Genomic DNA, 14,254 nt, shown 5'->3' with positions numbered 1-14,254 from the left:
GATATAGGGAATCACTTGTGCGCTATTCCTTATTGTTCCTCTGCCTCTTGTTACAAGCATGTACCCCTTCGCAAAACAGTCTGGTTGATACTTTCAAGGTTGCCGTTAAGGGGCCGCAGGATGTTGTGGTGCCACCCCAAAGAATTGCCGCTATTCCTTACGGCAGCATTTATTTAAAACTGCCTACGTCAGCACAAATCTTTGTGGTCGGCTATCTCCAGGATGGCTTCGAAAAATGGAGTACCGGCGACCAGGTGGTATTTATCACCCAAAATGGTCGCCTGGTCCGGTCAACCGGTTATTCGCAAGGCGATCTGCTGGAAGTTACCAACCTGCAACAAGACCCGTTGCTGCATGCCGCCGGTTTGCATGAAGGGGCGGGCTGGACACGCCTGATGCGCTGGACGGAGAACCGGCAGCCCTTGTCATCGGTGGTGGCATCCCGTTTCAGCCGTCAGGACGACGAAACCCTGACGCTTCCCGGAAAAGTCGTTGCCTGCCAGGTGTGGCGCGAGGATGTGACGCTTCAGGCCACGGGTGACCGCTGGCAAAACACGTTCTGGGTGGATCCGCAGAGCGGATTAGTACTCAAAAGTCATCAGAGGTTAGGAGCAGCTATGCCGGTGAGTATGACATTGCTCAAACCTGCCAACGCGGGGATCCCACCAGCATGAAAATAAAAACGCTTTTATTCATGTTTAGCGCCTTGCCGGGGATGGCATTTTCCGAAGGTAACGTGGCCGTATACACCAGCGCCTCTCAGGGGCAGCCTGCGCAGGTACTCAGCCATATTAAAGATATGCGTCAGATGATGGCGGAGTCTGACCTGATCCGCCAGTCCTGGGCGCCCGGCACCGTCATTGCCGTGCCTGCCGCAACGCCTGAGGCGCAGCAACAGTATCTGTACATGCAGAACCAGCTGAAAGCCTGGGGGGCCACCGAAAGTGGCGATACGCAGCAGACCATTAACCGCGTTATTCAGCAGTTGCAGGGGTTGCGGGTTACCGGCCGTCAGTTTACCCCGATGGATGCGGATCTGATCCTCAACAACAATGCCGCTAACCGCCAGTTACAGGGCGATTATCGTGTCTATACCGCAACCCGTCCCGGCAGCGTCTTGCTGCTGGGGGCGGTGAGTGGTACGGGAAAGCAGCCGTGGGTCGCGGGACGCACGGTGCGTGAATATCTCGCGGATCATCAGTTTCTTTCTGGTGCCAATCTGAATGAAGCCGTGGTGATTGATCCCAATGGAGCCGTCCGGGTTGCACCGGTCGCGTACTGGAACTATCGCCACGTTGAAGCCCAGCCGGGCAGTATCATTTGGGTCGGTTTTTCTGACTGGACGCTGCCGCGCCAGTATAAAAACCTTAATCAGAACATCATCTCTGTTTTGACGCACCGGATCCCTGAATGATGAAACCAAAATATCTTCTCAGCCTGCTTGCTGTGTCCGTGGTTTGCGCTAATGCTGCCCGGGCGCAAACGTATGATGAACCTCTTGGCCCTTCGCAGTCCGACTTTGGCGGCGCGGGACTTTTACAAACACCGACGGCACGGGTCCCCAAAGAAGGGGAATTCAGCGCCAACTACCGCGATAACGATCTCTATCGTTTTTACTCGGTCTCGATGGCGCTGTTTCCCTGGCTGGAGACCACGCTGCGTTATACCGACGTGCGTAACCGGCTTTACAGTAGTGATCCGAACTTCAGCGGCAGCCAGACCTATAAAGACAAGTCTTTCGATGTGAAATTAAGGCTGTGGGAAGAGGGCTACTATCTGCCGCAGGTCTCGTTCGGCAAGCGTGATATCGGCGGCACGGGCCTGTTCGACAGTGAGTATCTGGTCGCCAGTAAAGCGGCCGGACCGTTAGATTTCACGCTGGGGGTCGGCTGGGGTTATATCGGCAACAGCGGCAACATCACGAACCCTTTCTGCAAAGCCAGCGATAAATATTGTACCCGCGCGCAAAGCCATTCCACCGGCGATATCTCACTCAATGATATGTTCCGCGGACCTGCGGGGGTATTCGGTGGCGTGGAGTATCAGACCCCCTGGCAGCCGTTACGCCTGAAAATGGAATACGATGGCAATAATTACCGCGATGACTTCGCCGGGGCATTAAAACAGAACAGTAAGTTTAACTTCGGTGCTGTTTATCGCCTGGCCAGCTGGATGGATGTCAACGCCAGCTACGAGCGCGGCAATACCTTTATGTTCGGTTTTACCCTGCGCAGTAACATGAACGAGTGGGTACCTCATCAGATTGATGATCCGGTTCCTGCCTATCAGCCACAGCCGCAAAGCGCGGGAATGGTTAATTACAGTGTCGCGACCGGTCAGCTGGCTCAGCTGAAAGGAAATGCCGGGTTTAGCGAACCGCGTATCGACATTCGTGACAACACGCTTAACGTCACGGGTCAGCAGGATAAATATCGCAATACGTCCAAAGGCGTAGAGCGTGCCAATCTCATCATGCTGAATAATCTGCCGGAGAATGTCGACACGCTGGATGTTACCCAAAACCGCTTTGGCATGCCGATGGTCACCACCCGTACCCGCGTGGCGAGTCTGCGCCAGCAGCAACAGGGTTATCCGCTGGGCCAGGAACAATCCCTGAACCCGCAACGGATCGAACCTGTCACGGACGTCGGTCAGGGATTCTTTATCGGCAAAGACCGGTTTAATTACAGCCTGTCGCCGGTATTGAGACAGTCCGTCGGCGGCCCTGAAAACTTTTACATGTATCAGGTCGGCTTGCTGGCGGATGCCAACTACTGGCTGACAGATCATCTGCTTGTCGATGGCGGCGTGTTTGGCAACATCGCCAATAACTACGATAAGTTCCGCTATAACGGCGTCAGTAATGACTCTTCTCTGCCACGCGTACGAACGCATATCCGTGAATACGTCCAGAACGATGCTTATGTGAATAACCTGCAGGCCAACTACTTCCGGTATTTGGGCAACGGTTTCTACGGGCAAGTTTATGGCGGTTATCTGGAGATGATGTACGGCGGCGTCGGGGGCGAAGTGCTTTACCGGCCACTGGATTCTGACTGGGCACTGGGCATTGATGCCAACTATGTCAAACAGCGCGACTGGGACGACATGATGCGTTTCACCGATTACAAAACTGCCACCGGCAACCTGACAGCCTACTGGCGGCCAGCGTTTATGGATGATGTGCTGGTGAAAATGAGCGTCGGGCAATATCTGGCTAAAGACAAGGGCGGCACGCTGGATCTCTCCAAACGCTTTGACAGTGGTGTCACCGTGGGAGCCTATGCGACGCTGACGAATGTCTCGAAACAGGAATACGGTGAAGGTTCCTTTACTAAAGGTTTCTATATCTCTGTTCCGCTGGACTTGCTGACGGTCAAACCAACACGCAGCACGCCAACGGTCAGCTGGACACCGCTGACGCGTGATGGTGGCCAGATGCTGGGCAGACAGTACGGTTTATACGGTATTACTTCAGACAGAGATACGCCGCAGTTGCCTTAATGAAAGGTTGTGCCTGACTGGAATAGACAGGCACCTACAAAATGACTTATTTATTCTTTTTCTGATATTTCAGCATGTCAGGAGACAGTTAATGAAGTCCATTATTATAAGCCTATTAACCTGATGTCCTCAGGTAATAATTATTTTCGATACTTGTTGTGAGGGAAATATGACATTTCTCACCAGAAATTTTTACTCAAGCCTGTTCCTTGCTCTTTCGGATTTTTTCAGTTTTGTGCTGTCGATTTATGTCGCTAAAATATTATTAAGATTCATGCTCAGCGAGTTTGATGACTATATTCCCGCTGAACATGTTACTGCCCTTATTTTATTACACTGGACGCTGGCATTTTGCTGTGTTGGCTGGTTCTCAATACGTTTACGGCATTATTATTACCGTAAGACCTTCTGGTTTGAACTGAAAGAAATCCTGCGTACGCTGGTCATTTTTGCCGTCATTGAGATTGCCGTAATGGCTTTCGCCGAGTGGAATTTCTCACGCTATATGTGGATCCTCACCTGGTTGCTGGTGCTGATACTTGTCCCTTGTGCCCGCATGATGACTAAACACATATTAACGGTTCTGGGGATCTGGCGACGTGATGCGATTATTATCGGCACCGGTAAAAATGCCCATGAGGCCTTCAAAGCGATTCAAAGCGAGAAGAATCTCGGGCTAAATGTCACCGGATTTATATCCAGTGAACCGACGGATAAACCGGGCGACAGTATTAATGGCATCCCGATCATATTCTGCGATGACCTGTGGTTATTAACCCCGTGCGACAAAAAAACGCAGTTTATTGTTGCCGTGGAATCACACCAGGGTGATATCCGCAATTACTGGCTACGGATGTTTATGATCCACGGCTACCGGTATGTCTCTGTGATCCCGACCCTGCGCGGTATGCCGCTCGACAGCACGGATATGTCGTTTATTTTCAGCCATGAAGTGATGATCTTACGTGTTCATCAGAACCTGGCCAAATGGTCATCACGCTTCCTGAAACGTGCTTTCGATATTGCGGCTTCACTGGGTATTATTGCCATACTCTCTCCGCTGTTGCTGTATATCAGCTACAAAGTGAGGAAAGATGGCGGCCCGGCGATTTATGGCCACGAGCGTATTGGTAAAGGCGGTCGTCCTTTCAAATGCCTGAAATTCCGCTCAATGGTCATTAATTCCAAAGAAGTGCTTGAAGAATTGCTGGCAAATAACCCTGAAGCGCGTGCCGAGTGGGATGAGACATTTAAGCTGAAAAACGATCCACGTATTACGCGCATCGGACATTTATTACGTAAAACCAGCATGGATGAATTGCCGCAGTTATTTAATGTATTAAAAGGAGAGATGAGCCTTGTTGGTCCGAGGCCTATTATTAACGCTGAACTGGAGCGTTACAGTGATGAGGTGGATTATTACTTGCTGAGCAAACCGGGAATGACCGGATTATGGCAGGTAAGTGGTCGCAGTGATGTGGATTACGAGACCCGCGTCTATCTTGACGCCTGGTATGTAAAAAACTGGTCGATGTGGAATGACATTGCCATCTTATTTAAAACGGTAAGTGTTGTGCTTAGAAAAGACGGTGCTTATTAACAGTCATTTAAATAATGCATCACCCTCATGTATTGGCTGCTAGTCATTAGCGTCATGGCCAACATCAATTTCTGTTGAACCACATGATATGGATTTTATGAAAAATAAAACGTTTAAGATTTCTGCATTATTCGGGGCTTTGTTACTGAGCGGATGTACGGTTATTCCAGGGCAGTCGTTAAGTACAATGGACAAAGACGTTGTTCAACCTACTGATAGCAATTATGACATTGATAAATTAGTGAACGTTTACCCGATGACGCCAGGTCTGGTGGATCAACTGCGCCCTGACACTGTTCAGGCACGGCCAAACCCTGAGCTGGATATGCAACTGCAAAACTACCAATACCGTATCGGTTCCGGTGATGTGCTGATGGTTACTGTGTGGGACCATCCTGAACTGACGACGCCGGCAGGCCAGTACCGCAGCGCCAGCGATACGGGTAACTGGGTAAACACCGACGGCACGATATTTTACCCCTACATCGGTAAAGTCGCCGTGGCCGGGAAAACGGTCTCTCAGGTTCGGGAGGAGATCAGTAATCGCCTGGCAAAATATATAGAAAGCCCGCAGGTAGATGTCAGCGTCGCGTCATTCCGCTCGCAAAAAGTGTATGTCAGTGGCGAGGTCGTGAAATCGAGCCAGCAGCCGATTACCAATATCCCTCTTACTGTCATTGATGCCATCAATGCCGCGGGCGGACTTGCACCGGACGCAGACTGGCGCAATGTCGTATTAACCCATAACGGGCAGGATCGCCGCATCTCCCTGGAAGCGCTGATGCAGAAAGGGGATTTAACCCAAAACCAGTTGCTCTATCCGGGTGATATTCTCTACGTACCGCGGAATGATGATCTGAAAGTATTCGTCATGGGGGAAGTCGGGAAACAGAGCACGCTCAAAATGGATCGCAGTGGCATGACGCTGGCAGAAGCCTTAGGGAATGCTGACGGGGTTTCGCAGGTGATGTCCGATGCGTCCGGGATATTTGTTATCCGCCAGATTAAGGGGAATAAACAAGGAAAAATTGCCAATATCTATCAGCTGAATGCTAAAGATGCTTCCGCAATGGTAATGAGTACCGAATTCCAATTGCAACCCTACGATATCGTTTATGTCACAGCCGCGCCGGTTGTTCGCTGGAATCGTGTGATATCTCAAATCGTCCCGACCATCTCCGGTGTACATAATACGATCGAAGCGGTTCGTTATATCCATAACTGGAACTAACTATGTTTGACTCCGTCCTGGTTGTATGTACCGGCAATATATGCCGTTCCCCTCTTGCTGAACGATTGTTACGGAAATTAATTCCAGAGAAGAAAATAGACTCGGCAGGTATTGCCGCTTTAGTGGACCATGAAGCAGATGCATCGGCTATCGCTGTAGCGCAGGAACATGGAGTATCTCTTGACGGGCATAAAGGAACTCAATTCAAGTCATCACTTGGTCGGAAATATGACCTGATTCTGGTAATGGAAAAGTCTCATATCGAATTTATTAGCGGCGTATCACCAGAAGCAAGAGGTAAGGTTTTTCTTTTGGGATATTGGTTAGAACAGAAAGAAATTCCGGACCCTTACCGTAAGAGCCATGAGGCATTCGAATATGTGTATCAACTTATTGAGCAAGCCTGCCTTCGCTGGGTTGAAAAACTAAATGGATAACCTTCAGGAAATTATTGCATGACATCGGCATTCACAAAAAAACCTACTGTTCCTGACTCAGATGAAATTGAACTGAGCCTGATTATTGGTGAGCTTTTAGATCATAAAAAATTGATTATTAGCATCACCGGGATATTCACGATTATTGCTATTTTATATGTTCTCTTTTCAACCCCTGTTTTTCAGGCGGATGCTTTAGTACAAGTCGAGCAAAAGCAAGGGAATGTATTGCTGGAAAACCTGAGTCAGGTTCTTCCTGAAGCTCAACCGCAATCAGAACCGGAGATAGCGCTAATACAATCGCGTATGATCCTGGGGAAAACCGTTGATGATCTCAATTTACAGGCTCAGATCCAACAAAACTACTTTCCTGTTTTCGGACAAGGATGGGCCCGTCTGACAGGTGCAAAAACGGGAACTCTTAAAGTCACAAAACTGTATATTCCCCAAATTGGGAATGACAAGCAAGAAGTGACCTTAACGGTTATCGATAAAAATAATTTCAAAGTCGAAGGAAAATCTTTCTCATTTTCCGGACAAACAGGGAAGGTATTAGAAAAACCTGAGGTAACGATACTCGTCGATGAGATAGTTGCGGAACCAGGTACTTCTTTTACCATTAATTATCAGAGTAAATTGAGCGCGATTGAGAAATTGCAAAAAAATCTTCTGGTCGTGGACCAGGGTAAAGATTCAGGTATGTTAACACTGACTCTGACGGGTGAAGATCGTGCACAAATATCAGCGATTCTCAATCGTATTACTCAAAACTATCTGGCACAAAATATCGCCAGACAAGCAGCGCAAGATGCTAAAAGTCTGGAATTTTTGCAATCACAATTGCCCCAGGTGCGTTCAGACCTTGACGTTGCTGAAGATAAACTCAATGCATATCGCAGGAAACAAGATTCAATAGATCTCTCTTTAGAAGCAAAATCTGTATTAGATCAGATTGTGAATGTTGATAACCAACTCAACCAACTAACATTCAGTGAAGCTGAAATATCACAGCTCTATACGAAAGACAACCCTAAATACAAGGCATTGTTGGAAAAGAGAAAAGTTCTCGAGAAAAACCGTTTGAGTCTGAATCAGCAAGTTTCAGCTATGCCGTCTACCCAGCAGGAAGTCGTGCGGTTGAGCAGGGATGTTGATTCTGGCAGAGCTGTTTATATGCAATTATTAAATCGCCAGCAAGAGCTGGAAATAGCAAAATCGAGTGCAATAGGTAATGTAAGGATTATTGACCACGCCGTTACAGATCCAATCCCAGTTAAGCCTAAAAAAGGATTAATTGTCGCAATAAGTTTTATTTTGGGTGGCTTTATCGCTGTTGGTGTAATCCTGTTCAAGGCATTTTTCCATAGAGGTATTGAATCCCCTGAACAGCTTGAAAATCTGGGTATCAGCGTTTATGCCAGTATCCCAAGCTCAGATTGGCTGTTGAAAAACTCAGTAATAAACACTGGGAAAAAGGTTAAAGGTAAAAATAAAGATAATACCAGTTTCCTTGCAGTAGATAACCCTGCTGATATTTCAATCGAAGCGCTGCGAAGTTTGAGGACAAGTTTACATTTCGCTATGCTCGAAGCCACCAATAATATATTAATGATATCAGGGCCAAGCCCAAGAGCGGGTAAATCTTTTGTCAGTGCAAACCTGGCTGCTGTCATGGCTCAGGCAGATAAAAAAATATTATTAATTGATGGAGATATGCGCAAAGGTATTGCCCATAAGATGCTTAAAGTTGGACATGAAATGGGGCTTTCAGATCTGATTTCATCAAGCATAAGCTTTGAAAGCGGTGTAAAGAACATCAAAAGTGCCAACTTCGATTTTATCTCCCGTGGACAGGTAGCGCCAAATCCAGCAGAATTGTTGATGCACGCAAGATTCCAGGAATTGCTTAACTGGGCTTCAGCTAAGTATGACCTGGTTATTATTGATACACCACCTATCCTGGCCGTTACAGATGCCGCTATCATTGGACGTCATGCCGGGACAACACTTCTTGTTGCCCGATTTGAACAAAATACCATTAAAGAAATTGAAGTAAGTGCGAGACGATTTGAGCAAAGTGGTGTCACGATTAAAGGTTGCATCCTCAATGGGATAATTAAAAAAGCCAGCAGCTATTATGGTTATGGCTACAACCATTATGGATACGATTATTCAGATAATAAAAATCCCCGTGCATGATCTCTTATGCAAGCTGTTAAATGAAATTCATTTTTATTGAGCAATGCTTGCATTTCAATATAAGAGGTAGGTCTCGAGTAATGAAGAAAATATTAATAGCATGCAGAGCTTACTATCCTGACATTGCAGGGGGCGGTGAAATATCGACCAAAACACTCTCTGAAACTCTGGTTAAACTAGGTTTTGATGTCACCGTACTGACAATCAGTGACAGTAATAAAAAAGAAAACGTTGAGGGAGTATTAGTTCATAGAATAAAATATAAAAATGTTTATTGGTCTTTCAAGAATGCAGATGCTGGGCCGGTAAAAAAAATTGCCTGGCATCTGATTGATTCAAATAATATATTTATTGAAGGTGAATTAAAGAAAATCCTTGCTGAGGTAAAACCAGACGTATTGATTACCAGCACCATCGAGGATATTTCATCTATAATATGGAAAGTTGCAAAAAGTAATAAAATAAGAACTGTGCATATATTAAGAAGTTACTCACTACTTTGCCCTAATGCAAATATGTTTAAAGAAGATAATTGCAATTCCAGGTGTAAACTTTGTGAAACTATCACTCTACCAAAAAAACACAATTCGAAATATGTTGATGATGTTATAGGTATTAGTCATTTTGTTGTTGATGAACATCTTAAATACGGATATTTCTCAGCAGCTAAAAAACATGTCATATACAATATCTGCCTTGGAACTGTTATTGACCAGCGACTTTATGATGGTTTTAAGCAGGGCACGATTAAAATAGGTTATTTGGGACGAGTACATAAAACGAAAGGTATTGATATTATCTTCAATGCACTTGCCAGAATTAGTGCAGAACTGAAAGGTAAGATTGAGGTTCACGTAGCAGGAACTGGCGATGAAGAGTATATAGAAGAATTGAAAGTATTGGCGAATTCCTTCGGAGTAAAATGTCATTTTTTGGGTAACAGAAATGCAAATGATTTTCTCGATAGTGTTGATTTGCTGATTGTCCCCTCTAAATGGAACGAACCCTTTGGACGTGTTTTGATTGAAAGCATGGGCAGACATGTTCCTGTCGCTGGAAAAAAGGTCGGTGGGATCCCAGAGTTATTGACAGATAATAAAGATTTTTTATTTGATGATGAAACCGGGCTGGTTCAGATAATCAATAAGTTTGTGAAAGGCGAAATTGAATTCAACTTCAAATTACAAGAGTTCAGAACGGAAAATATAATAAATAAATGGTCTGAGTTACTCATGTGAAGATTTATAGGTAAAAGGGGGATTGGTGAAAAAAATTACTTATGACCAGCGTTGGGAAGGAAGTCATGGCATCGGACGTTTTTCCACAGAGATTACCAAAAGATTAAAGTTTAATAGCTATTTAAATTCTAAAATAAAGCCGACCAGTATTTTTGATGTCTTAATTACGGCCCGGGCGCTTATATTTAATCAGAACATTTTTTTTACTCCGGGATTCAATGCTCCTTATGTTGCAGCAGGTCGATCTATCATCACGATACACGATTTAAATCATATAGATATGCCTGGTAACTCGAGTCTGCTCAAAAGGATTTATTATAATATAATTCTCAAAAGAGGCTGTAAAAAAGCATTAGTTATCTTTACTGTTTCTGAGTTTTCTAAAAATAGAATCGTCGAATGGTCAGGCGTGGAAAAATCTAAAGTAGTCGTTGTGGGTAACGGTGTTTCCAATGATTTTTCTCCCCATGTAAAACCGTATACCCCGGGTTACAGGTATCTTTTTTGTGTCAGTAACAGGAAGGCCCATAAAAATGAAGTGCGCCTGATACAGGCTTTTGCGCAGGCTAATACGGGTCGTGATACCGTATTATTGTTATCCGGAAATACGACACCTGAATTGTCCGATCTTATCAGCCAACTCAACCTTAACGATCGTGTGAAATTTACCGGTTTCATACGAGATGATGAACTACCTTCTTACTATCGCGGCGCCACGGGACTCATTATGCCTTCTCTTTATGAAGGGTTCGGACTTCCGGTTATTGAGGCGATGGCTTGCGGTGTTCCAACAATTGCATCCAGTACAACTTCATTGGGGGAAATTGCAGGCGATGCATCAATACTGGTTGACCCAACAAATGTTGCTGATATTGCGGACTCAATCAGTAAGTTGTTTTTAGATATTGAATTGAGACAGCATATGATCGAGAAAGGTTTGGAACATGTGAAATTATACACATGGGATAAAACAGTTAATAAGATTAAAGATGCTATATCAGCGATTTAACATTGAGGCGTTCACAGGCTAACCGAAGAATCATTAATTATTTCCTTACCATCATGATGAATACCAGAGAATATTATGATTAAGTTGGTTTATTTTTATCTTTTCACCGTATTTTATTATAATTTTTACAGGTATATATTTAGAATAAACAATGCAAGGACATCACCAACTTATTCTGATACCCCTCTTTGGCTATCAAGCGGGAAGTATATTATTATTTTCGCCACTTTTGGTTTAATGATTTTTGTTTTGGCAATGTATAAGTACAAAGTAAAGCCCTATGGTGTTTCTGTTGCAGTGCGACAAGACAGAAAAAATGATTCTATTTATATTATTTTGTCAATGCTGTTTTGCTTATATGCCATGTCTGTTACTGTTCTATCACGAGATGCTTATGCATTTGAATCAGTATGCTTTTTCCCAGTATTTATATTTATGTTGATAGGCCAGTATGACCGTGAGAAACTTTTTAATAAAATATATAATATAGTAAAAGTTTCCGCCTGGATTTTCTTATTTTATGATTTAATTCAATATTTATTGTTCTACTTTTTTAACAGATTACCTGCACTTGCCTATGCGGGAAGTGTTTCGGTACGGTTTGGTTCATTACAAGATGATCCTAATGGTTATGCTTTTCTTTTGGCTGCCCTTTATTTTGTTGGTATGTCTTACTATGGATATAAGAAAACAATATTTTATCTTTTATATGCCATTAATTTATTATTGACCATAAGTTTTACCGGCATGGCGTCAGTGATGCTGTCGATTGTTGTTGTGATGACTCTTAGCATGCCTGTTAGCTTTACTAAACTGGTAACAGCATGGTTCTCGCTTGTTTTTGGCGTAATTGGTATTATGTTATTGTCTCAGTTACCTATTCTGCAGAATATCCTTTCTACTAAACAAGGTTCAATTGATCAGCATGCTAATTTATTTAGTGCGTTAAGCAATATAGGTATTCCTGATGTTCTGGGGTTTAATCCACCAGGCTGGATTGCAGAAAGTGCCTACGTCAATATTTTATTGAATTTTGGAATAATAGTTACTTTGGCTATGTATGGAATGGTCATCACTATTCTTTACCGGTTTAGCCAACATTTGAAATCATATAAGAAACATTTCAGATATATCAAAAATGATCCGACTTATATCCTGGGGCTTTGTGCTCTGACTTTCTGCCTTGCTGTGTTTATTGGCGGCATTAACCTCCCGCTAGAAGTGGTTTTCCCTGTAAATGCATTGTTCCCTTTCTTCCTGGCATTGCTATGCTTAATATCAAAACATAACTACTTTTTACAGTCAGAACGTTAAACCAGAGGCCATAACTTATGTCTGCGGGTGTAAATCGAAGAGGATTGATAAAATTTGCGTTATGTTACCCAGTGTTAGGGGGACTGGAGCGAGTATTTGCCAGTCAAACTGACAGTAGCGCCGACATAAAATGTGCCGACGTCACCGCATTACGCAATCTGAGTTCAGTCAAGGAAGGGCAGATAATTTATCTGGCTGAATACTCTAATGGGTCTGGGAAAGGTGGTGGGACATTCAAAGTTGACCTCGCAGATAAGCAAAGTCCTGATGATGGAGGATATTGCTTTATTAATAGCAGTGGCGAACGGATAAAACGTGTTGTAGCGGGCAACAAAATTCGTGCCAGCGATTATGGTATGGATGGAAAACCCGGGGATAATACAATGGCTTTCAAGGATTTCTTGAAATGCAAACTTGATAAAATTATCGACGTGAGTATTTTCACGCGTGGTATGGCCAGGTTAGCTGATGATACTCGTCTGTCAGCTTCTGACGGAGCGGTAATTTACGCGACCAGCGATGTTAATCACGATCCGGAACGAAGCCAAAATAATCAAGGGCAAACTTTAGAAGTAGGTAATAACTGCGATATTGATAGGGTTATTATTAATGGTGGTGGTTTTAGAAATAATGGTTTTCTAATAGAAAAGAAAACGAATGTCACGGTTAAAAACTGCCGGATTTCTAATGGCAAAGGCCAAGCCATTTTAGATTATATGAGTAAAAATTGTGTTTATGCGGGGAATAGTATTTCAACCTCATATCATGGTATTCAGTTGTGGCTTTCTAAAAACATAAAAATAAATGAAAATCAAATATCACAGGTAAAAGGTGGAATATGGAGCGCGTGTGCTCAAAATGTATATGCGGCAAAAAATCTCATCCATGATTGCTCTGATGTGGGTCTTGACTGGGAGGGAGGTAATAACTGCATTTCAGATGGTAATACCATAAAGTTCTGCACAAATGGTGAATTGGCCGTTTTTGCGACAGGACCTGAGTTGAAGAGATTTAACATCCCAATGGGAAACCTGACTCATAAGAACAATATCGTTGTCAGGGCTGGGGATTATCTGAATCGTGCGGGTACCAAAAAAATAAATTATTTGAAAGATGTCGGCGCATGCATGATTTACGGTAATCTTGATCCTCATTTGATTGGTCCTATTATTTTTGAAAATAACAATATTACTGCACAAAATTCTTTAAATAAATCGATGAGGTGTTTTGCTTCCAGGGCCAGTAATAAAAGTGATGCTGTTATTATATTTAAGAATAACAAGTTTGAGTCTTTTTCAAATGATATGGGTATGCTAAATGGCTTAAATAAAGTTGTTTTTACCGATAATAAATTCATCTATCACTCTGATAAATATAATGTTAATAGCACTTTATTTCAGAACTTTAATAGTTTAAGTATGACTTCCAATGAGATCAACGTACTTAGCGCTGGGAACAGGAATAGTGCGATATTCACAATAAATTCCGGGCACGGGAGTTCTGATGAAGTTGAGATGCAAAAGAATACATTTACTGGTTTTTCAGCGTATGCATTTGTAGTGACTGGACGAAATCTGACAAAGCAGCCGGTAATTAAAGATAATATTTTCAATCCTAATTTAAAAAACAGATCGTTGTTTTCTGTAAAAAATTCACAATTAAAATCTGATAATAAATATTTCTTAGTTATAAAAGATGGATTTTATTAAAAAATAAAGAGGC

General features: G+C 43.5%; 11 protein-coding genes. All 11 read left to right on the top strand.

Going from position 1 to position 14,254, the window contains the following annotated elements; translation table 11 throughout:
* Positions 1-17: 17 nt before the first annotated feature.
* The 11 genes from RAHAQ2_RS17775 to RAHAQ2_RS17725 all read left to right on the top strand — a co-directional run bounded on the left by RAHAQ2_RS17775 (position 18) and on the right by RAHAQ2_RS17725 (position 14,241).
* On the top strand, positions 18-674 hold the full coding sequence (locus RAHAQ2_RS17775) for a YjbF family lipoprotein (RefSeq protein ID WP_015698555.1): 657 nt from the start codon (positions 18-20) through the stop codon (positions 672-674).
* Positions 671-1,414, top strand: coding sequence for a capsule biosynthesis GfcC family protein (locus tag RAHAQ2_RS17770; protein ID WP_015698554.1), 744 nt, complete (start codon positions 671-673; stop codon positions 1,412-1,414). The genes RAHAQ2_RS17775 and RAHAQ2_RS17770 overlap by 4 nt, the downstream gene beginning before the upstream one ends.
* Positions 1,414-3,504 (top strand): YjbH domain-containing protein, encoded by a 2,091-nt coding sequence (locus tag RAHAQ2_RS17765; protein WP_037040305.1) that lies wholly within the window; start codon positions 1,414-1,416, stop codon positions 3,502-3,504. Before RAHAQ2_RS17770 ends, RAHAQ2_RS17765 begins: the two co-directional genes overlap by 1 nt.
* A gap of 169 nt (positions 3,505-3,673) precedes the next feature.
* Positions 3,674-5,104, top strand: a complete 1,431-nt coding sequence (wbaP, locus tag RAHAQ2_RS17760; protein ID WP_015698552.1) for an undecaprenyl-phosphate galactose phosphotransferase WbaP — start codon at positions 3,674-3,676, stop codon at positions 5,102-5,104.
* A gap of 97 nt (positions 5,105-5,201) precedes the next feature.
* Positions 5,202-6,335: a polysaccharide export protein gene (locus RAHAQ2_RS17755; protein ID WP_015698551.1), complete on the top strand. Its 1,134-nt coding sequence runs from the start codon at positions 5,202-5,204 to the stop codon at positions 6,333-6,335.
* Positions 6,336-6,337: 2 nt separating this feature from the next.
* Positions 6,338-6,772 (top strand): arsenate reductase/protein-tyrosine-phosphatase family protein, encoded by a 435-nt coding sequence (locus RAHAQ2_RS17750; protein ID WP_015698550.1) that lies wholly within the window; start codon positions 6,338-6,340, stop codon positions 6,770-6,772.
* Positions 6,773-6,790: 18 nt separating this feature from the next.
* Positions 6,791-8,971, top strand: coding sequence for a polysaccharide biosynthesis tyrosine autokinase (locus tag RAHAQ2_RS17745; protein WP_015698549.1), 2,181 nt, complete (start codon positions 6,791-6,793; stop codon positions 8,969-8,971).
* Between the two features lie 80 nt (positions 8,972-9,051).
* Complete coding sequence (locus tag RAHAQ2_RS17740) at positions 9,052-10,209, top strand: glycosyltransferase (RefSeq protein ID WP_015698548.1); 1,158 nt, start codon at positions 9,052-9,054, stop codon at positions 10,207-10,209.
* 25 nt (positions 10,210-10,234) lie between these two features.
* Entirely contained in the window at positions 10,235-11,218 is a 984-nt protein-coding gene (locus tag RAHAQ2_RS17735; RefSeq protein ID WP_015698547.1) for a glycosyltransferase family 4 protein, read from the top strand.
* Positions 11,219-11,293: 75 nt separating this feature from the next.
* Positions 11,294-12,532: a hypothetical protein gene (locus RAHAQ2_RS17730; RefSeq protein ID WP_015698546.1), complete on the top strand. Its 1,239-nt coding sequence runs from the start codon at positions 11,294-11,296 to the stop codon at positions 12,530-12,532.
* 17 nt (positions 12,533-12,549) lie between these two features.
* Positions 12,550-14,241 carry a right-handed parallel beta-helix repeat-containing protein gene (locus RAHAQ2_RS17725; protein WP_015698545.1) on the top strand — a complete coding sequence of 564 codons (1,692 nt, stop codon included), beginning with the start codon at positions 12,550-12,552 and terminating at the stop codon, positions 14,239-14,241.
* The last annotated feature ends 13 nt before the right edge of the window (positions 14,242-14,254 follow it).

Origin of the sequence: Rahnella aquatilis CIP 78.65 = ATCC 33071, assembly GCF_000241955.1 — a bacterium.
GTDB lineage: Bacteria > Pseudomonadota > Gammaproteobacteria > Enterobacterales > Enterobacteriaceae > Rahnella > Rahnella aquatilis.
Note: the sequence above shows the minus strand (reverse complement) of the source record. Positions and strands in the feature narration are given on the sequence as shown.

Excerpts from the sequence above, each read along its gene's own strand:
- RAHAQ2_RS17770 (WP_015698554.1), top strand. The coding sequence starts at position 671 with ATGAAAATAAAAACGCTTTTATTCATGTTTAGCGCCTTGCCGGGGATG.
- RAHAQ2_RS17765 (WP_037040305.1), top strand. The coding sequence starts at position 1,414 with ATGAAACCAAAATATCTTCTCAGCCTGCTTGCTGTGTCCGTGGTTTGC.
- wbaP (WP_015698552.1), top strand. The coding sequence starts at position 3,674 with ATGACATTTCTCACCAGAAATTTTTACTCAAGCCTGTTCCTTGCTCTT.
- RAHAQ2_RS17755 (WP_015698551.1), top strand. The coding sequence starts at position 5,202 with ATGAAAAATAAAACGTTTAAGATTTCTGCATTATTCGGGGCTTTGTTA.
- RAHAQ2_RS17750 (WP_015698550.1), top strand. The coding sequence starts at position 6,338 with ATGTTTGACTCCGTCCTGGTTGTATGTACCGGCAATATATGCCGTTCC.
- RAHAQ2_RS17745 (WP_015698549.1), top strand. The coding sequence starts at position 6,791 with ATGACATCGGCATTCACAAAAAAACCTACTGTTCCTGACTCAGATGAA.
- RAHAQ2_RS17740 (WP_015698548.1), top strand. The coding sequence starts at position 9,052 with ATGAAGAAAATATTAATAGCATGCAGAGCTTACTATCCTGACATTGCA.
- RAHAQ2_RS17730 (WP_015698546.1), top strand. The coding sequence starts at position 11,294 with ATGATTAAGTTGGTTTATTTTTATCTTTTCACCGTATTTTATTATAAT.
- RAHAQ2_RS17725 (WP_015698545.1), top strand. The coding sequence starts at position 12,550 with ATGTCTGCGGGTGTAAATCGAAGAGGATTGATAAAATTTGCGTTATGT.